At 38.9% G+C, this 17,918-nt stretch carries 16 protein-coding genes and 3 pseudogenes; 7 read left to right on the forward strand and 12 right to left on the reverse strand.

The genetic code is table 11. From position 1 onward, the window contains the following. Window positions 1-194: 194 nt before the first annotated feature. The 11 genes and pseudogenes from NYZ99_RS05920 to NYZ99_RS05975 form a co-directional block, all read right to left on the reverse strand. Window positions 195-437 (reverse strand): sensor histidine kinase, encoded by a 243-nt coding sequence (locus NYZ99_RS05920; protein WP_260574425.1) that lies wholly within the window; start codon window positions 435-437, stop codon window positions 195-197. Window positions 438-443: 6 nt separating this feature from the next. Then, window positions 444-884, reverse strand: a complete 441-nt coding sequence (locus NYZ99_RS05925) for a sensor histidine kinase (protein ID WP_260574426.1) — start codon at window positions 882-884, stop codon at window positions 444-446. Between the two features lie 15 nt (window positions 885-899). Continuing rightward, a complete protein-coding gene (locus tag NYZ99_RS05930; protein WP_260574427.1) occupies window positions 900-1,319 on the reverse strand; it encodes a hypothetical protein in 420 nt (139 codons plus the stop codon). A 109-nt stretch (window positions 1,320-1,428) separates the two neighbouring features. Continuing rightward, window positions 1,429-2,823, reverse strand: a complete 1,395-nt coding sequence (locus NYZ99_RS05935) for a Gfo/Idh/MocA family oxidoreductase (protein WP_260574428.1) — start codon at window positions 2,821-2,823, stop codon at window positions 1,429-1,431. Window positions 2,824-2,970: 147 nt separating this feature from the next. Beyond that, window positions 2,971-6,334: pseudogene (secA, locus tag NYZ99_RS20815) on the reverse strand (preprotein translocase subunit SecA). 197 nt (window positions 6,335-6,531) lie between these two features. Beyond that, window positions 6,532-6,756 (reverse strand): DUF2795 domain-containing protein, encoded by a 225-nt coding sequence (locus NYZ99_RS05950; RefSeq protein WP_260574431.1) that lies wholly within the window; start codon window positions 6,754-6,756, stop codon window positions 6,532-6,534. A 137-nt stretch (window positions 6,757-6,893) separates the two neighbouring features. Continuing rightward, entirely contained in the window at window positions 6,894-7,469 is a 576-nt protein-coding gene (locus NYZ99_RS05955) for a cob(I)yrinic acid a,c-diamide adenosyltransferase (protein ID WP_260574432.1), read from the reverse strand. 301 nt (window positions 7,470-7,770) lie between these two features. After that, window positions 7,771-8,181: a hypothetical protein gene (locus tag NYZ99_RS05960; protein ID WP_260574433.1), complete on the reverse strand. Its 411-nt coding sequence runs from the start codon at window positions 8,179-8,181 to the stop codon at window positions 7,771-7,773. 147 nt (window positions 8,182-8,328) lie between these two features. After that, a complete protein-coding gene (locus NYZ99_RS05965) occupies window positions 8,329-8,565 on the reverse strand; it encodes a hypothetical protein (protein ID WP_260574434.1) in 237 nt (78 codons plus the stop codon). A 223-nt stretch (window positions 8,566-8,788) separates the two neighbouring features. After that, window positions 8,789-10,655, reverse strand: a pseudogene (locus NYZ99_RS05970) (ABC-F family ATP-binding cassette domain-containing protein). Window positions 10,656-10,693: 38 nt separating this feature from the next. After that, on the reverse strand, window positions 10,694-11,767 hold the full coding sequence (locus NYZ99_RS05975; protein ID WP_260574435.1) for a lipoprotein N-acyltransferase Lnb domain-containing protein: 1,074 nt from the start codon (window positions 11,765-11,767) through the stop codon (window positions 10,694-10,696). A gap of 272 nt (window positions 11,768-12,039) precedes the next feature. Between NYZ99_RS05975 and NYZ99_RS05980 the strand changes: the two genes are divergently transcribed. The 7 genes from NYZ99_RS05980 to NYZ99_RS06010 all read left to right on the forward strand — a co-directional run bounded on the left by NYZ99_RS05980 (window position 12,040) and on the right by NYZ99_RS06010 (window position 17,023). Beyond that, complete coding sequence (locus NYZ99_RS05980; RefSeq protein ID WP_260574436.1) at window positions 12,040-12,777, forward strand: CDP-alcohol phosphatidyltransferase family protein; 738 nt, start codon at window positions 12,040-12,042, stop codon at window positions 12,775-12,777. Between the two features lie 10 nt (window positions 12,778-12,787). After that, the gene (locus NYZ99_RS05985; RefSeq protein ID WP_338039339.1) at window positions 12,788-13,228 is read left to right on the forward strand and encodes a DinB family protein; all 441 of its coding nucleotides are present in this window, start codon (window positions 12,788-12,790) and stop codon (window positions 13,226-13,228) included. Window positions 13,229-13,341: 113 nt separating this feature from the next. Continuing rightward, a complete protein-coding gene (locus NYZ99_RS05990; RefSeq protein WP_338039340.1) occupies window positions 13,342-13,824 on the forward strand; it encodes a GyrI-like domain-containing protein in 483 nt (160 codons plus the stop codon). Window positions 13,825-14,058: 234 nt separating this feature from the next. Beyond that, a complete protein-coding gene (locus tag NYZ99_RS05995; RefSeq protein ID WP_338039341.1) occupies window positions 14,059-15,099 on the forward strand; it encodes an MFS transporter in 1,041 nt (346 codons plus the stop codon). Between the two features lie 38 nt (window positions 15,100-15,137). Next, window positions 15,138-15,482: a DUF4345 domain-containing protein gene (locus tag NYZ99_RS06000; protein ID WP_420845189.1), complete on the forward strand. Its 345-nt coding sequence runs from the start codon at window positions 15,138-15,140 to the stop codon at window positions 15,480-15,482. Between the two features lie 50 nt (window positions 15,483-15,532). Next, on the forward strand, window positions 15,533-16,339 hold the full coding sequence (locus NYZ99_RS06005; RefSeq protein ID WP_260574437.1) for a DUF4198 domain-containing protein: 807 nt from the start codon (window positions 15,533-15,535) through the stop codon (window positions 16,337-16,339). A 75-nt stretch (window positions 16,340-16,414) separates the two neighbouring features. Next, window positions 16,415-17,023 carry a low molecular weight phosphatase family protein gene (locus NYZ99_RS06010; RefSeq protein ID WP_260574438.1) on the forward strand — a complete coding sequence of 203 codons (609 nt, stop codon included), beginning with the start codon at window positions 16,415-16,417 and terminating at the stop codon, window positions 17,021-17,023. A gap of 101 nt (window positions 17,024-17,124) precedes the next feature. Here NYZ99_RS06010 and lptB read toward each other — a convergent pair. Continuing rightward, window positions 17,125-17,867 (reverse strand): annotated as a pseudogene (gene lptB, locus NYZ99_RS06015) (LPS export ABC transporter ATP-binding protein). Window positions 17,868-17,918 lie beyond the last annotated feature (51 nt).

Here is a 17,918-nt window from a genome sequence, read left to right on the forward strand (position 1 = left end):
ATCTTAAATGACTTTCTAAATATAGGAAATAACAAGGTAAACCAAGTAGGGAGATAAATAGATTAAAGTGGAATTGTGAAGTAGTTAATCGGGAGGGATAAAATTAAGCAACTGGCGATAATTGCTGTTTGATTTCTTGGAACTTGATAATATAATTGGTTCCTTTTTTACTGGTATCTTTTTGAATGGAACCCTTAAGTTGTCCTGGTAAGGTTATGAATCAATTTAAGGCCTAAGGACTTTGAGTTTTTGTGATTAATGGTATCGGGAAAACCTATTCCATTATCACCTATGTTCAATACATAATGCTTGTCAATCTCCTTTTTTAAAGCAATGTAAATCTCCCCTTCCTGATCATCGGCAAACCCATACTTTAATGCGTTGGTTACTGCTTCATTGATCAAAAGCCCCAAAGGTATTGCGGTATCGATTCCCAATTTGATTTACGGAATATCGATTTTTAGATGAACTTTACTATCTAGACCTTTTATAGACCGAATCAAATACTCACTGAGTTCCTGGACATAGGATCGGTATTCGATTTGACTAATGTCTTTACGCATGTACAACATTTCATGCACCATGGCCATGGAGATTACCCGGTTTTGAGTACTTTTTAGAAGATTCTTCATTTTGTTTTCTTGAACACTTCTACTCCGGAGGCTTAAAAGACTTGAGACCGTTTGAAGATTGTTCTTTACCCTATGATGGACTTCTTTTAAAAGCATTTCTTTTTCGTGCATTTGGCGCGTTAATGCCTTTTTGGATTTGTAAAGGGCATTATGGGATTTTAATAGGTCTTTACCAAAGATACTGCCAAGCAAATAGAGAGAGAAGGATACCGATAAAAGGCTAAAAATGTTTCTCGGATTCCATGGGAACAAGGTTCTCCGTAAAACTTAACTCGGAAAACTTTGAGAAAATACGAACAAAATGATGGCAAAGGTAAAATACAGGTAGACCCTTCCATGTTTATGTGTATTCACATAACCTGCAAAGACCACCAATGCCAACATGAAAATAAAGGAACTATTGATTCCGCCACTATATAATGTCACCAACAAAGCACTAATAAGTGCCAATAAGGACGAAACATGGTATGTAAGGCTTATATTTTTAGTGGTTTTATATAGAAAGGTATTGATAAGATTGGCCACACCATAAAGAATAAGCACATGGGGAATTACCCTTGTAATGTCCAATAAAACAAGGCACGCAACCCCCATAGCAATCGCTAGTATGCTGGTAATGTAATTAACCTTTAATACTAGTTTTATTTTTTCCCTTATGTATTCTTGCTCTATATGAGAATCCGGCATAATATCAATATTAGATATTTGTTCTTCAATGTTTCCACTGTAAATCTAATTATGTTTTTAACATAATACTAAGATTTTTTGTTTTCTCCTAGTAATTCAATTCAGCTCCCTAAGCTCTCTTTACTAATGGTTTTAAATCGGTTAATTCTGATATTTTCATGGGTTTCCCGGACTGGATACTTTTTCTTGCGGCGATTCCAATTAAAATGGCCATGGCCCCATCCCTAACACCAGCCATTCTACCATAGGGATCTGGTACTTCAGGATGTAGAAATATTTTATCTTGTAAACGCTTGTCCCCACCTCCATGGCCACTTTTCTCCATATCTACATAAACTGTTTCAAACTCTTTCCAAAGTTTATGAACTACTATGGGTTTAAAGGAAGTATTTGCTTCACTATTTTGTGTCATTTCACTAGCGTGTTTTTCCGCTTCGTTAGTTGTGGTTTTTTCAAAATAGGGAATATCCATCCACGCATCTATCCTTCCTTTTGTGCCATTAAATGAGACCCTCCATCCTTCAAATGGGGAATAGGTCGTTAATGAGTAATTCAGAATTGTATTGTCTGTATATTTCACTTGAGCGGACATCTTATCGTAAATATTGATGTCTTCCCTAAAAAGACAGTTGTCACGTATGTATCCGTCTTCGTGCTCATGATCAACATACAGTTTTTTGGCAAATTCATCCTTATGGATGTCCCAATAAAAATCACACACATTTTTATGGTCACAAGATCTGCAATTATCTCCCCTATAAGGGCCATTTTTTCCATAAAACTCTAAATCCCCATAGGCAAAAACTTCATTGGGTTCAGAATTGATCCACCAGTTGAGTAAATCAAAATGATGGGTAGCCTTATGTACCCAAAGAGAACCGCTACTTTCCATTTCACCATGCCATCTTCTGAAATAGGAAGCGCCATGATAGGTGTTCAGATACCAATTAAAATCTACGGAGACTAAATCTCCGATAGCTTTTTTGGAGAGCAATTCCTTTATTTTTGTATCATAGGGTTTCCATCTGTAATTAAATCCTACGATTAGATTTTTGCTAGATACTCTTTCGGCGTCCAATATTTGCTGACATTTTACTTCATCAATTGTCATTGGTTTTTCTGTTAAAACATCGCAACCCATTTCCGGACCCTTTATGATAAATTCATGATGGGTAGAATCCTTTGTGGTTACGATTATTAAATCCGGTTCGGAAGTAGTAACCATTTCTTTGAAGGAAGTAAAAGTAGGACAGCTAACTCCTATATATTGTTTGCCGTATTCCAATCGGCTTGGGTTGATATCACTAAGGCCTACAAATTCTAAAATTTCAGAGTATTCGTCTACTAGACGTTTTCCCCAAAACGTAATACCACGAATTCCAGTACCTACGAGGGCTACCTTTAGTTTCTTTTCTTTGTCAAAAGAAAAGGCTTTTATGGGAATGGCACTGCTTGCGGCGAGCATACTTATGGAGAAAATAAATTCTCTTCCGGAATTTTTCATAATGAGTATTTAACTATCCTTTTAAAGATATTTAAAATTTACAATGTGCTGGGGATTATGGCTTTACTTTTTTATTAGGAAGAGAAGTAGGTTACATGAAATAAAAAAGACGCTACATTGAGCGCCTTTTTTATAGATTTAAAAATGTTAGTCCTGTATTAGAACCCAATCCCCTTTGGAAATTAAAGGCTCCGCTTGTTTATATTTAAGAGTTTTACTTTCTCCGGACATTACATTTTTAATGGTGACCTTTTCATTTCTGCCTATTTTGGGTTGCTCCCTTACAATAGTCTCGGTTACGGCAGGACGCTGACGCTGTGTCTGTCCGGCAGCCCTGTTCCGGGCGGCCAGTTCGTCGCTATTGGGTATTTCCTCTTTGGAAGTTTGTATGTTTTCTTTTTTTCGGGGTACGTTTCTGGCCTCTCGGATGTCATTTGGATTACCCGATGGCAATTCACCCTTAAATAAGAAGGATACGATTTCCTTGTTTACCTTTTCGATCATTGCCTTGAAAAGCTCAAATGCTTCGAACTTGTAAATCAATAAAGGATCTTTCTGTTCGTGAACTGCCAATTGAACGGATTGTTTTAATTCATCCATTTTTCGTAGATGCGTTTTCCAAGAGTCATCAATTATGGCTAAGGAGATATTCTTTTCAAAATCCGTCACCAATTGCTTACCATCACTTTCATAGGCTTCTTGTAGGTTGGTAACGACATTTAAGGTTTTAACTCCGTCCGTGAATGGAACAACGATACGTTCAAAATTGTTTGCGTTGTCCTCATATACTTTTTTAATTACTGGAAGTGCGGTAGCGGCATTCCGTTCCATTTTTTCCTTGTAATGGTCATAACCTGCCTTATAAACCCTGCCAGTAATTTCCTGGGCACTTAGCTTACCAAATTCTTCCTCGCTTACCGGTGATGTCATGGAGAAATATTTGATTAGCTCGAACTCAAAGTTTTTATAATCGTTGGCAGCCTTATTGCCCTCTACGATAACCTCACAGGTATCATATACCATATTGGCAATATCCACCTTAAGACGTTCTCCTTGAAGGGCGTGGCGCCTTCTTTTATAGACAACCTCACGTTGCGCATTCATTACGTCATCATATTCCAACAAACGCTTACGAACGCCAAAGTTATTTTCCTCAACTTTTTCACGGGCCCTCTCAATGGATTTGGTCATCATACTATGCTGAATGACCTCACCTTCTTCCAATCCCATTTTGTCCATCATCTTTGCAACTCTATCCGAACCGAAAAGTCGCATTAAGTTATCTTCAAGGGACACATAGAATTGTGAGCTTCCTGGGTCTCCTTGACGACCGGAGCGTCCTCTTAACTGTCTGTCGACTCGTCTAGAATCATGTCTCTCGGTGCCGATGATGGCCAATCCACCTGCTTTTTTAACATCCGGGGTCAGTTTAATATCCGTACCACGACCTGCCATATTGGTGGCAATGGTAACCACTCCAGGATTACCGGCATCGGCAACAACATCCGCTTCTTTTTTATGCAATTTAGCGTTCAACACGTTATGTGGAACCTTGCGTACACTCAATAATTTTGATAGTAACTCTGAAATTTCAACCGAGGTCGTACCAATTAGCACCGGTCTGCCAGCCTGACTTAATTTGGTTACTTCGTCTATGATGGCATTATATTTTTCCCGTTTGGTCTTGTAAATCAAGTCATTTCTATCGTCTCTAGCTATTGGTCTATTTGTGGGAATTTCAACAACATCCAATTTGTAGATTTCCCAAAACTCGCCTGCTTCCGTAATGGCGGTACCCGTCATACCGGCCAATTTGCTGTACATTCTAAAATAGTTCTGTAACGTAACGGTGGCAAAGGTTTGTGTCAACGCTTCAATTTTTACGTTTTCCTTTGCTTCAATAGCTTGATGTAGACCATCTGAATATCTGCGGCCATCCATTATACGACCAGTCTGTTCATCTACAATCATCACCTTATTGTCAATTACCACATATTCCACATCCTTTTCGAACAAGGTATATGCCTTTAATAATTGGCTCATGGTATGTATCCGCTCACTTTTTACCGTAAAATCCTTAAAAAGTTCTTCCTTTAGTTCCGCTTCCTCCTCAATTTCCGGATTCTGTTGCTCTATTTTGGCTATTTCTGCTCCAATGTCAGGCATCACAAAGAAATCCCTATTTTGCTCCCCTGAAATATAGTTGACCCCTTTATCAGTAAGCTCTATCTCGGTTGTTTTTTTCATCAATCACGAAAAGTAAATCCTCATCTACTTTTGGCATTTCGCGATTGTTGTCCTGCATGTAAAAATTCTCCGTTTTTTGAAGCAATTGTTTTACGCCTTCCTCACTCAAGAATTTGATAAATGCCTTATTTTTTGGAAGTCCCCTGTATACACGCAATAAAAGGAATCCACCTTCTTTGGAGTTGCCTTCTGCAATTAGTTTTTTGGCTTCGGCCAATACTCCGGTCAAATGCTGTCTTTGCTTTTGTACTATCTCGCTTACCTTAGGTTTAAGTTCGTTGAACTCATGCCTGTCACCCTCAGGAACGGATCTAGAAATAATCAACGGGGTACGAGCGTCATCCACCAATACTGAATCCACCTCATCCACGATGGCATAATTGTGCGGACGTTGAACCAAATCTTTGGGTGTATGGGCCATATTATCCCTAAGGTAATCAAAACCGAATTCGTTGTTGGTTCCATAGGTAATATCGGCATTATAAGCGGCCCTTCTACCATCTGAATTTGGTCTGTGGTGGTCTATACAATCTACTGATAGGCCATGGAATTCAAAAATTGGAGCCATCCACGCACTATCCCTTTTGGCAAGATAATCGTTTACGGTTACCAAATGTGCACCATTGCCTGTAAGGGCGTTCAGATATAAAGGTAGGGTAGCTACCAAGGTTTTACCTTCACCTGTTTGCATTTCCGCAATTTTACCCTGGTGCAGTGCAATACCTCCAATTAACTGGACATCGTAGTGCACCATATCCCAGGTAACCTGCTTCCCAGCAGCATCCCAAGAGTTTTTCCAAACGGCGTTGTCTCCTTCTAGCGATACGTAGTCCTTTTCGCCCGATAGTTTCCGGTCATTTTCCGTCGCTGCTACCGTCAAGGTTTCATTGGCCGCAAATCTTTTTGCGGTCTCCTTGACCACGGCAAATGCCTCCGGTAATATTTTGTTCAACGTTTCTTCGGATAGCTTATAGGCTTCTTCCTTTAATTTGTCTATTTCGGTGTAGATATCCTCATTTTTGTCGATATCATTGGATTCCTGTACTTCCATTTCAAGTTCAGTAATTTTATCGGTAATATCCTTGTAGGAATCTTTTATGGTCTGTTTAAAATATAACGTCTTGTTCCTTAGTTCATCATGGCTTAATTTCTCAAATTCGCTCTCAAAGGATTTTATTTGGTCAACTAAAGGCTGAAGTTCCTTAACATCTTTCTTGGACTTATCACCAACAAAGGCCTTCAGTATAGAATTTATGATACTCATAATATGTGTTTGTAATTTGATTTGAAAACAATGCCCACAGGGTTGCTAGCTATTAGCGAAATTTTATTCCACATTGAACTTGTTCAAAAGCTGTTCCAGTATGGAAATGAAGCTTGTTTTCTTTTTTAGACTGCCAAAATTACATAAAAAAAAAGCCTCCAAGGAGACTTTTAAGTAGTTATTGTGATATGGAAATATTAATATTCGTCCTCGTTCCGGAGGTAATCTTCTTCTGTTGGATAATCCGGCCAAATCTCTTCGATAGATTCATAGATTTCACCACCTTCTTCCTCCATGGACTGTAAATTCTCCACAACCTCCAAGGGAGCACCGGTTCTGATGGAGTAATCTATTAACTCATCCTTACTTGCCGGCCAAGGTGCATCACTCAAATAAGATGCTAATTCTAATGTCCAATACATGGTAATTGTTTGATTTTAAAATTTTTGCAAAAATAATTTTTAATTGGAAACGACCAAGCTAATTTGTGTTTATTTCGGCCGAGTTATCAACATATTTTTTGCATTGATAAATTGATAACGCTTAAATTGTGAATTTATTAGTCCCTCTTCTCGGGAATCCACTTTATTTCCTCAACTCCCAAATCCATTGACAACTTTCGTGCCAGTACAAAAAGGTAGTCTGAGAGCCTGTTTAAATAGGTGAGAACGGTATCATCAAAGGGCTCATTTTCGTATAAAATGGTCGATTTTCTTTCGGCTCTTCTACAAACTGTTCGTGCTATATGACAGTATGACACGGCAGTATGCCCACCAGGTAAAACAAAATGGGTCATTTGTGGCAAAACTTCGTCCATTGTATCCATCTCCTTTTCAAGAAACAAAATGTCATTATTATTTATTCTTTCTATATTCAATCTTTCCTCGCCATTTTTTAAGATGGCTTTTTGCGGTTCCGTAGCCAAGATAGCCCCAGCTGTAAAGAGTTTTTTTTGAATGGTTTGCAGTACGTTTTTATAATTCTCTGCAATATTTTGGTCTGCAATTAGACCCAGCCAAGAGTTCAACTCATCTACGGTACCGTAGCTGTCTATCCTAATATGATGTTTGGGAACCCTCGTGCCTCCAAAAAGTGAGGTACTACCATCATCTCCTGTTTTGGTATAGATTTTCATGCTATTTTCGACTGTTGTAATTTTTTAATACTGAGTGATTAGAAAATAACCATAAGTTATTATTCTTCTGTCTTACGACGTTTATAATCTCCCATAAACTTGCGAGACTTTCTCTCTCTAGCTTTTCTTTTGTGGGTAATGGTTATTACCAAATAGATGGCGAAAACAACCCCTAAGACTATGTAAATCGTATTATCCATAATTGGCAATTAAGCATGTTAAATTCTAATTTTAAAGTGTTCCTTAGCTTGTTCCCTTCTAAAGAATATTAAGCCACAATAAAATAAATCTATAGTAACTGTCACTTCGGTAGTTTTTTTATTTTTTCCCAAGTGGATTTGCGCTCCCTGCTTTTATACATTCCATTTAAAAACACCATGGTATTATTATGGTAATTTTCCTTGGAAATGGATGTAAATAAAGTACTATTGTTTTCCATATAAATTAAATCATATGGCAAACTATCATACTTCAATTGGTCAAAAGTAGCTTCCATCTTGATTTTAATATAATCGTCTGCACTGACAAATGCAATACTTTTATAATTAAAATATGAAATTGCCGTAATAAGCACGTGTTCCTTAAGGCTTATGTTCTTTTCTCTTTTCCTATAAAGTCCTTTGGTCACAAAATTGTAAACAAAAGGGGAATGTACCCCATGTTGATTGGTTGAAAAAATTAGAAATTTAAAATAGGAAAGAAATTGGAACACCTAAGGTTTACAAAATTTTTCAAATGTACTAATACCTTTTATTTTTCTGATTATTTCATCCTAGGTTAGGATATAAGCAACTTTTTAAGGGGTAGTCCCAAACCTGCCCTTGGGCAGGTAGGGATACCGAGGGGATACTGGTATTGGTTAAGCCATTTTAGGGCTGTTCGCTTTGGTAGTAAAGGAAAGCTCCTTTTTGATCCTTGAATTTTTGAACTTGTACAAACGGGCCACTTCTTGCGTCCTTTCCTTTATTACCGAAGGAGAGGTTTGGGTAACGATGCCCATCTCGATAGTGTCAACCTTTACGGTTTCATTCGTATCCTGTGCGCTTGCCGCGGTTCCTATGAAGATGATGAAGAAGATGGTTGCTACTGTTCTCATGACTTGCGTTTGTTACATTGTTATAACTTGCGCAAGCGTATTTCAGGGGGTGCCGATTCGTTGAAAAACAACGGTTTCTCGTTATCCGGCAACAATCGGGATAAAGTGTAAAATTCAATCGACGAAAGGATATTACCCTAAAAACAGGTCACCGAGAAAAGGTGTTTTTAATCGAGGGATTCTGTTTAGGAGTAAGATTGTTTTTTTGAATTTTTGGGAAATATCAGCCCATTTGGTCGGCAAGTTCAAACCAACGTTCTGTTTTTTGGTCTATGGTATCTGAGAGTTCTCCAAGCTCAATTGATAAGGACTCAATTTCCTCGCCTGTTAAAGAAGTATCCGTAAACTTGTCCTGTAGTTCAACCTTTTTGGATTCCAACTGTTTTATTTCCTTTTCCAAATTCTTGTATTCCTTTTGTTCCAGATAGGAAAGTTTGTTCTCTTGAGGTTCCTTCCATGTGTTCTTGGTCGGTTCTGATTTTTCCTTTTGTTCTCGTTGCTCAATCACCTTACTATCTTCATAGACCCTATAATCTGAATAATTTCCAGGAAAGTCTTCAATGACGCCTTCACCCCTGAATACAAAAAGGTGGTCTACGATTTTGTCCATGAAATATCGGTCATGGGACACAACAATGAGACAGCCTGGAAAATCCAGCAAGAAACTTTCCAGTACATTTAGGGTGACGATATCTAAATCGTTGGTTGGTTCGTCCAATATTAAGAAGTTGGGGTTTTGGATTAAAACCGTACAGAGGTATAGGCGTTTCCGTTCCCCGCCACTCAATTTTTCAACGAAGTCATATTGTTTCTTTCTGTCAAACAGAAAACGTTCCAATAATTGCTGGGCCGATATTTGTCTTCCTTTCATCAAGGGTATATAATCCCCAAATTCCCGTATAACATCAATAACCTTTTGGCCTTCTTTTATTTGAATGCCTTTTTGAGTATAATAACCAAATTTAATGGTGTCGCCAATAACCACTTTACCGCTGTCCGGTTTGTCTCGCCCAGTAAGAATATTCAAAAAGGTGGATTTACCCGTTCCATTCTTTCCTATGATTCCAACACGCTCCCCTTTGGTAAAGGAATAGTCGAACTTGTCCAGGATTATCTTGTTGGGAAAGGACTTGGAAATTTTATGGATTTCGATGATTTTATTTCCCATCCTTTCCATATTCAGCTCCAATTGCACCTCGTGCTCCTTTCTTCTTTGACTTGCTTTTTCCTTTATGACCTGAAAGTCGTCTATCCTAGATTTGGATTTTGTTGTCCTTGCCTTGGGCTGCCTACGCATCCAGGAAAGTTCTTTTTTATAAAGGATTTCCGTTTTATGTTGTTCAACGGCTTCCAGCTCCAAACGAGCCTCTTTTTTTCTCTAAATAGTAAGAGTAATTGCCCTTATATGGATACAGTTTTCCATTTTCCAGTTCAAGGATTTCGTTACATACCCTCTCTAGAAAATAACGGTCGTGTGTTACCATGAAAAGGGTTAGGTTTTCTTTGGCGAAATATTCCTCGAGCCATTCTATCATCTCCAGATCTAAATGGTTGGTAGGCTCGTCTAGAATAAGCAAATCAGGTCTATTGATTAGCGCGTTGGCCAGGGCCAATCTCTTTTTCTGCCCTCCCGAAAGTTTTCCCACCTTGGCATTTAAATCCTCAAGTTTTAGCTTAAAAAGTATTTGTTTGTATTGGGTTTCAAAGTCCCATGCTTCAAAACGATCCATGGCCTCAAATGCCTTTTGATAGGCATCTATATCCTCAGGGTTGGTCAATGCTTTTTCGTAATTGGCAATTACCTTAAGGATTTCATTGTCGGATGCAAAGATGGTTTCCTCTACCGTCAAATCTGCGTTCATTATAGGTTCCTGATCCAAAAATGAAACTCGAATACTTTTACGATAGTTCACCTGACCAGAATCTGGTTGATCGGCCCCCGAAAGAATATTCAATATCGAAGTCTTTCCGGTACCGTTTTTGGCAATAAGGGCTATTTTTTGATCCTTATTGATGCCAAAGGATAACTCTTGAAATAGTACGAGCTCTCCGTAGGATTTAGAAATATTTTCAACGGTCAGTAGGTTCATTATCTAGGAGCTAAGTATTAGGTATTAGGATTTTTGAATTAAGCTGTTTTTCTCAAATGATTCCGTAAAAATAGATATCTAAGAGACAAACTCAGTAAAATAAAAATCAGGAGTACAGAAAAAACCTGGAATTTTATCAGCCACAATAAGATGGTAAGACCTATAAAGCATAATAGAATAAAAACATAGGTTCTTATCCATTTGGGCAAACTGCTTTTGGCTAAAAGGAAAGCTACAAATAAATTGGGGGCAAAAGCCCATAATAAATTGAAGTTCATTTTGGTGGCATCATGATCTGTAAAGAACCAAAGAAATAGAATAAGTTGTCCTGCCAAACCGGTAATGAAGAACAATAGAAAGTCGAGCCACTTTGTTCTCTTTTTAGCCCGATGGTCTTTATACGTCATAAAAGCTACAGTTAATAATAGTATCAAGAGCCAAAAAACCGGTGATAGCAAAAATGGGGTAGGGTAGGATTGCGCGGGTATATCTACCAATACCGATTCGGTTTTTACTATGGGCTTTCCATCTACTGTTGTATGTTTCATTTGCTCATATACATAAAGGGGCAAAAACATAAGCTCGTAAGGCGTAGCTTTTCTATCGATAACGGCACCCAAGGCCAAGTCGATTCCAAAATTCGACCACGAGTTGAGTTCTAAGTTTTGATGTATCAATTCCCTAAAGGTGAATTCTTCCTCTAAATGGTCATAGTTGAGCTGAAGGGAATTTCCCAAGGTTTTTTCAAAGACTTGTGGTATTACGGTAGCACAGTTGTCAAAAAGAAAATCATATTGGTACTTTCTGTTCTCGGGCAAGAGGTTGTTTTCCAAAAAGGCCACAATAGCTGTTTTTTGTTCCAAGTCTAAATCCAGCTCCTGTTCCCGTACCCAGCGTTGTTCAATTTCGTAGCTTCTTTTAAAATATGTGAATGGAATTCGGAAATTGTATATGCCAGTTTGCCTCCGGTAAAATTTAAATAAAAGTTTGGAGTCCTCAAAATCATAAGTGCCATAGCCGTACACTTCATCAATTCCCAAGGAGGAATCTTGGAACCGAATAGCGCTATGCCCAAATTTGGCCGCTAGCTCTTCCCCTGTACCTACGGTCAACAAACTGATTTTGGATTGAGGGGAAAGTTGGTTTTTCGGGAAAACCCCATAAAGCCAAAAATCAAAACGAGAAGAAAAATAGTGGTTCTTCCAAACATATTTAAAAGGGTAGATGCTTGCGCAAAGATGCGAATAATAACCAATTTATCTTATTTTTACTTCAAATCGAAGTGTTAATGCTTCAAAGCATACTTCGAAATAAGGTCTAGGTACCTTGCTCCTGAAAATTATCGGGATGACCAGTGAGTTTACTAATATTGATTCCAAACAACATGCAAAAACACATTCCCAATTTTATAACACTATTGAATGTCTTTTGTGGCTGTGTGGCCACTGTTTTTGCTGTGTTGAACAAGTTGGAAATGGCCGCACTATTTGTGGCCTTGGGTATCTTTTTCGATTTTTTTGACGGTCTAGCTGCTCGAGTTTTGGATGTTAAAAGTGAATTGGGTCTACAATTGGATTCCCTGGCAGATGTCATTACGAGCGGACTGGTTCCCGGTGTGGTTATGTTTCAATTATTAGGTATGTCGCAGAGCGGCGGATGGAATCTTGGCAAAGCTTCGTTTTTGGACGAAGCTGGGGTTGATTGGTTTTCCTATTTACCCTTTTTCGGTTTTTTGATTACTATGGCATCTGCATATCGTTTGGCCAAGTTTAACTTGGATGAAAATCAGGTATCCTCCTTTATTGGGTTGCCAACGCCCGCCAATGCCCTGCTCATTATTTCCTTGCCCTTAATTCTCTTCTATAATGGTAGCGACACGATAAATACCATTATTTTAAATCCATGGTTTTTAGTGCTCCTAACTGTTTTAAGCGCATATTTACTTAATTGCAGCCTTCCACTTTTTGCCTTGAAGTTCAAAAATTTGAGCTTTAAGGACAATGCGCTGCGCTATATTTTCTTGATAACAAGTTTGGTAATGGTCGTCACCATGAAATTTCTGGCCATCCCATTTATCATCCTATTTTATATTCTGAGCTCCTTTGTACAAGAAAAATTTTAGAATCAGCAAAATGGCGGAAGCACCAAGAAAAGATACTACGGAATATTGGTTGCGGGGTCCCGTGAAGGATATACCCGCGGTTTTGCAACCGGCCGCACATGCCTTGCTTCAATCCAGCAAAGAATTGAATGAGTATCTTGAAGATTTTCCGGAGGAATTACTTTGGGAAAAATTGGAAGGCAAAGCCTCCATAGGATTTCATATGCAGCACATGACGGGCGTATTGGATAGAATGATGACTTACGCGGAAGGTAAGTCGCTCACTGATGCACAATTTGAATATTTAAAAAACGAAGGTGTGCCAAATGGTGGTTTGGACATTAATAGTTTAAAAGCAGCTTTTTCCAAAAGAGTGGAAGATGCGCTACAATATTTTAAGGGACATACAGAAGAAACCTTGAAAGAAAAAAGGACAGTTGGAAGAAAAAAATTATACCCTCCACGGTTTTAGGGCTGCTTTTTCATGCCGCTGAGCATAGTCAGCGTCATATAGGACAATTGCTGGTAACATCTAGTGTGTTAAAATCCCAACGCGGAAAGATGAATTAATTGATTTAAAAAGCTGTGAAGATTACACCAAGAATTGAAGAAATAAAAGAAAAGAAATTAATTGGTGTGTCTTGCCACATGAGCATTTCCAATAACAAAACAGGGAAACTTTGGAAAGGGTTTAGGCAAAGGGTTTCTGAAATTTCCCATATGGTTTCTTCTGATTCTATTTCACTCCAATACTACCCTGAAGACTATTTCACTTATTTTGACCCAAGAAGAAATTTTGTAAAGTGGGCTGCTGTAGAAGTTTCTAAAGAAACCGATATCCCAAAGGGTATGCAATGCCTAAAAGTACCGGCCGGCCGGTATGCGGTTTTTGAATATAAAGGGCCCAGTAATGACTCAGGAATATTCCAATATATCTATAACGAATGGTTGCCTCAATCTTTGTATCGATTGGGCCATCGACCCCATTTTGAAGTCCTCGGGGAGAAGTATAAAAACAACGATCCCAATTCCGAAGAGGAGATTTGGATTCCAATAGATCTTTTTTAATGGATATCGAGAAACGCCCCCCTTGGTATTATTTGGCCTTGCTCATTCTCGGCTGGAGAAAGCGTTTTCATTTTACCCTTCGTGTTACAGCGGGTATTTAGACCCACCGTTTTAAAAGTGTTCGAATTGAGCAATGTTGAATTGGGTCTTTGCTTTTCGGTATATGGAGTGGTAGCCTTGGTTTCATATTTCTTTGGGAATCATTGGCAGATAAATATCCGCCTAGAAAACTAATTGCCCTGGGTCTCTCGGACAACGGCAGCTGGGGGGGTATACTTTGCCACCTTTCCTGAATATAGATTATTACAGGTGTTATATGGGTATTGGGGTTTTACCACCATTTTCCTTTTTTGGTCTCCTATGATCAAGGCAACCCGTGTTTGGGGCGGAAGACATTCCCAAGGAAAGGCATATGGATTTTTGGACGGCGGGAGAGGGTTGGTCGGTGCGCTTTTTGGAACACTAGGAGTGGTCGTTTTTTCTTGGTTTATGGTGGGTAATTTGGAAATGGCCGATATGGTCGAAAGCAGGTTTGCTTTTAGAAAGGTAATCTTGGTGTCCTCCGCAATGGTAGTTCCGGTGGGCTTTTTAGTCCGGTTTTATATGAAATTGCCTAGTAACCGGGAAAAGGAAATCGTACTTGAAAAAATATCTATTTCCCAAATAGGACAGGTGCTTAAACTGCCTTCTGTTTTGCTATTAATGGTCATAATACTGTGCGCCTATGTTGGCTATAAACTTACTGATGTCTTTTCCCTGTATGCCAGCGAAATCATGTTGTACGACGAGGTTGATGCCGCCAAAACCGGGGCATTTTTATTTTATGTGAGACCCGTGGTGGGAATCTGCATCGGAATAATCGCGAATCGTTCCCTACCCAGCTATTGGCTATTCGTGAGTTTTATCTTATCATTCATTGGTGCTATATTATTCGCCCTTGGATTCGTGGTGGACACAACGGTATTTATGTTTCTTATTTCGATTTTAATTGTCACTTCCGGGATTTATGCCGCAAGGGCCCTGTATTTTGCGGTCATGGAAAGTGGTAAGATACCTTTGGTTCTAACAGGAACGGCGGTAGGACTTATATCGGTCATCGGATATACCCCTGATATTTTTGCCGGAACCGCCATGGGCTTCTTATTGGATTCAAGTCCCGGTTTGAAGGGTCATCAACAGGTGTTTTATATGATAGCCGGCTTTTCCTTTATTGGGGGCATTGCTGCTTATTGGTACTATAAATTGTATAGAAGGGATGGCAGGAAGATTTTCTAGTAATTTGCATTTAGTCCTATCTCGGAATAATTGTAATAATGGCAGGGTTGGTGTATGGTCTCAATCCGTCATATGTTATGCCGTTGACCCTTAACATTGAAGTTGAAGCCCTGGCTTTAAAGCATATTTTCAGAGCCATTATGGGCATTTATATGGGACTAGGTATCTTTTGGCTTTTAGGCGCTTTCCGTCCAACTTTATGGAAATCTGCTACCCTTAGTAATGTGCTATTTATGGGGGGAATCGCTTCGGGTAGATTTATAAGTTTGGGCTTGGACGGTTTTCATCTCAATTTCTTCATTGCTATGATTTTGGAATTGATATTTATGATATGGGGATTTTATAATTTGAAAGTTTATAATTCATCATTCGGCCTAAAATAAAACCCTTTATGTCATAACTTCGTAAATATCATAAAGCAAAATATATACTCATGAAAATTGCAAGTCGTTTCCTTTTTTTGTTGGCAGTAGTTGTCCTTTTTTCATCCCACGAGCTATTTTTAAAAACGGATAGTCATTTTTTGGAGCCCAACACTTCGGGTCTTTTGTATTTGTTCAATGGTACGTTTGATAGCAGTGAAAATGAAATTACCAGAGACCGTATTGTAAATGCAAAGATTTTGGGGCCAGGTTATGAGTTTAAGCCATCAGAGAACGATTACTATGGAGAGGAAAATATTACATATCTCAAGTATTCTACTGGTGAATCCGGAACGTACGTAGCCGGTATCTCCACCTTACCAAGGGTGTTGGAAATGAATGCAGAGGATTTCAATGAATACTTGGAACATGAGGGTTTGGATAACACAATTGCCGAAAGAAGAGCATCAGGCATTATCAACAAAGGAGCTAAGGAGCGGTATTCAAAACATGTAAAGGCATTGCTGCAGGTTGGCGAAAATACCTCCATCGACTTTATGAAGCCTTTAGGCTATCCCATTGAGTTTGTTCCTTTAAACAATCCTTTCGAGATAACATTGGGGGATAGGATTGCGTTTAAATTATTGCGAGACGGAAAGCCTTTGGCCAACCATACAGTTCATTATAGTACTTCTGTACCTGGACAGGATGCTCATGACGGTGAAAACTCCGTAAAGTCCAACGCCCTTGGTTTGGTGAGCATACAACCAACTTCAACCGGTAAATGGTATGTAGCTACGATACATATGGAAAATAAGGAGGGTGATGTGGTAGACTATGAATCCAATTGGGCGACCTTGACCTTTGAGATTAAATAATCGTTAGGTTTTAGTTATGGCGTTATTTTTTAATTGTAGGGTCGTAATATTGTCCTTGAATTTTATGTAGTATTTATGTTCAAGGATTTAAAAGTATGCATAAAGGAAATTAAAGGATATAAGCTTGATGCAGATCGCTTGCCTATTTTACATTCGCTAATTGATTTTATTCAAGAGAAAAGGGACGAAGGTGAAAACATCAATCTAAATTTTATTTGTACCCACAATTCTAGAAGAAGTCATTTGTCTCAGATTTGGGCGCAAACCATAGCTGCTTATTTTGATATCCCAAAAGTGTATTGTTATTCAGGTGGTACCGAGGCTACCGCGCTGTATCCAAAAGTTATGGAAACCCTAAAAAGTTACGGCTTTAAAATTGGCAAATTGTCGGAAGGGAACAATCCTGTCTACGCCATTAAATATGGATCTAATAGTCAACCCATAGTTGGTTTTTCAAAGACCTACGATGATACCTTTAATCCGGAATCTAATTTTGCAGCTATAATGACCTGTGGACATGCTGATGAAAATTGTCCATATATTCCAGGGGCGGAAAAGCGTATCGCTTTCACTTTTGACGACCCCAAGGAATTTGATGGGACTGACCTGCAAACAGAGAAGTATAAAGAGCGAAGCTTGGAGATAGCCTCCCAATTGTACTATGTTTTTTCTAAAGTGGTGTAAATGGATTTTAAACCTGATTGGTCTTTTTCAGAAAAATGTTTTGAGAAAGCATGGCTGATTAGAAGTAACAACTTTAAACAAGAAGTAAGTATCAAACCTGATTAAAAATCCAGCTTCTTCTTACGAAGCTCAAAATTCTGCCCCAAATATACCTTACGAACCATTTCATCGGCGGCCAAGTCTTCTGGTATACCGGATTTGAGGATGCCCCCTTCGAACATCAGGTATGAACGTTCTGTAATAGCCAAGGTCTCTTGTACGTTATGGTCGGTAATTAAAATACCAATGTTCTTATTTTTAAGTTGGGCCACGATTCGCTGAATATCCTCCACAGCCACGGGGTCAACGCCCGCAAAGGGTTCGTCCAACAAGATGAATTTAGGGTCGGTGGCCAAGGCTCGGGCAATTTCCGTACGCCTCCGTTCCCCACCTGATAAAAGGTCACCCCGGTTTTTGCGAATGTGTCCCAAGCCAAATTCCTCGATAAGGGATTCCATCTTCATATGTTGCTCCTTCTTGCTTAAATTGGTAAGCTGAAGCACGCTTAAGATATTTTTTTCAATGCTTAATTTTCTGAAAACTGAAGCTTCTTGGGCCAAATAACCAATACCGTTCACGGGCACGCTTGTACATAGGGAAATTTGTAATTTCCATATCGTCCGAGATAGATGTTGCCTCCGTTGGGCTTAATGAGCCCTACTATCATATAGAACGAAGTCGTCTTACCGGCTCCATTGGGCCCTAAAAGGCCTACAATTTCCCCTTGGTTTACTTCTAATGAAATACCCTTGACCACACGACGGCCTCGGTAGGATTTCATTATATTTTCTGCTCTTAACTTCATTTTTTCAAATCTAACCCTTATAGTTGCCGAGAAAAAAGCAATTATCAAATC

This window comes from Maribacter litopenaei (assembly GCF_025244665.1).
Taxonomy (GTDB): domain Bacteria; phylum Bacteroidota; class Bacteroidia; order Flavobacteriales; family Flavobacteriaceae; genus Maribacter; species Maribacter litopenaei.

What these genes read in the sequence shown, in the direction of transcription:
- NYZ99_RS05930 (WP_260574427.1), bottom strand. Translation starts at nt 1,319, where the DNA reads ATGCCGGATTCTCATATAGAGCAAGAATACATAAGGGAAAAAATAAAA.
- NYZ99_RS05935 (WP_260574428.1), bottom strand. Translation starts at nt 2,823, where the DNA reads ATGAAAAATTCCGGAAGAGAATTTATTTTCTCCATAAGTATGCTCGCC.
- NYZ99_RS05950 (WP_260574431.1), bottom strand. Translation starts at nt 6,756, where the DNA reads ATGTATTGGACATTAGAATTAGCATCTTATTTGAGTGATGCACCTTGG.
- NYZ99_RS05955 (WP_260574432.1), bottom strand. Translation starts at nt 7,469, where the DNA reads ATGAAAATCTATACCAAAACAGGAGATGATGGTAGTACCTCACTTTTT.
- NYZ99_RS05965 (WP_260574434.1), bottom strand. Translation starts at nt 8,565, where the DNA reads ATGAGAACAGTAGCAACCATCTTCTTCATCATCTTCATAGGAACCGCG.
- NYZ99_RS05980 (WP_260574436.1), top strand. Translation starts at nt 12,040, where the DNA reads ATGCAAAAACACATTCCCAATTTTATAACACTATTGAATGTCTTTTGT.
- NYZ99_RS05985 (WP_338039339.1), top strand. Translation starts at nt 12,788, where the DNA reads ATGGCGGAAGCACCAAGAAAAGATACTACGGAATATTGGTTGCGGGGT.
- NYZ99_RS06000 (WP_420845189.1), top strand. Translation starts at nt 15,138, where the DNA reads ATGGCAGGGTTGGTGTATGGTCTCAATCCGTCATATGTTATGCCGTTG.
- NYZ99_RS06005 (WP_260574437.1), top strand. Translation starts at nt 15,533, where the DNA reads ATGAAAATTGCAAGTCGTTTCCTTTTTTTGTTGGCAGTAGTTGTCCTT.
- NYZ99_RS06010 (WP_260574438.1), top strand. Translation starts at nt 16,415, where the DNA reads ATGTTCAAGGATTTAAAAGTATGCATAAAGGAAATTAAAGGATATAAG.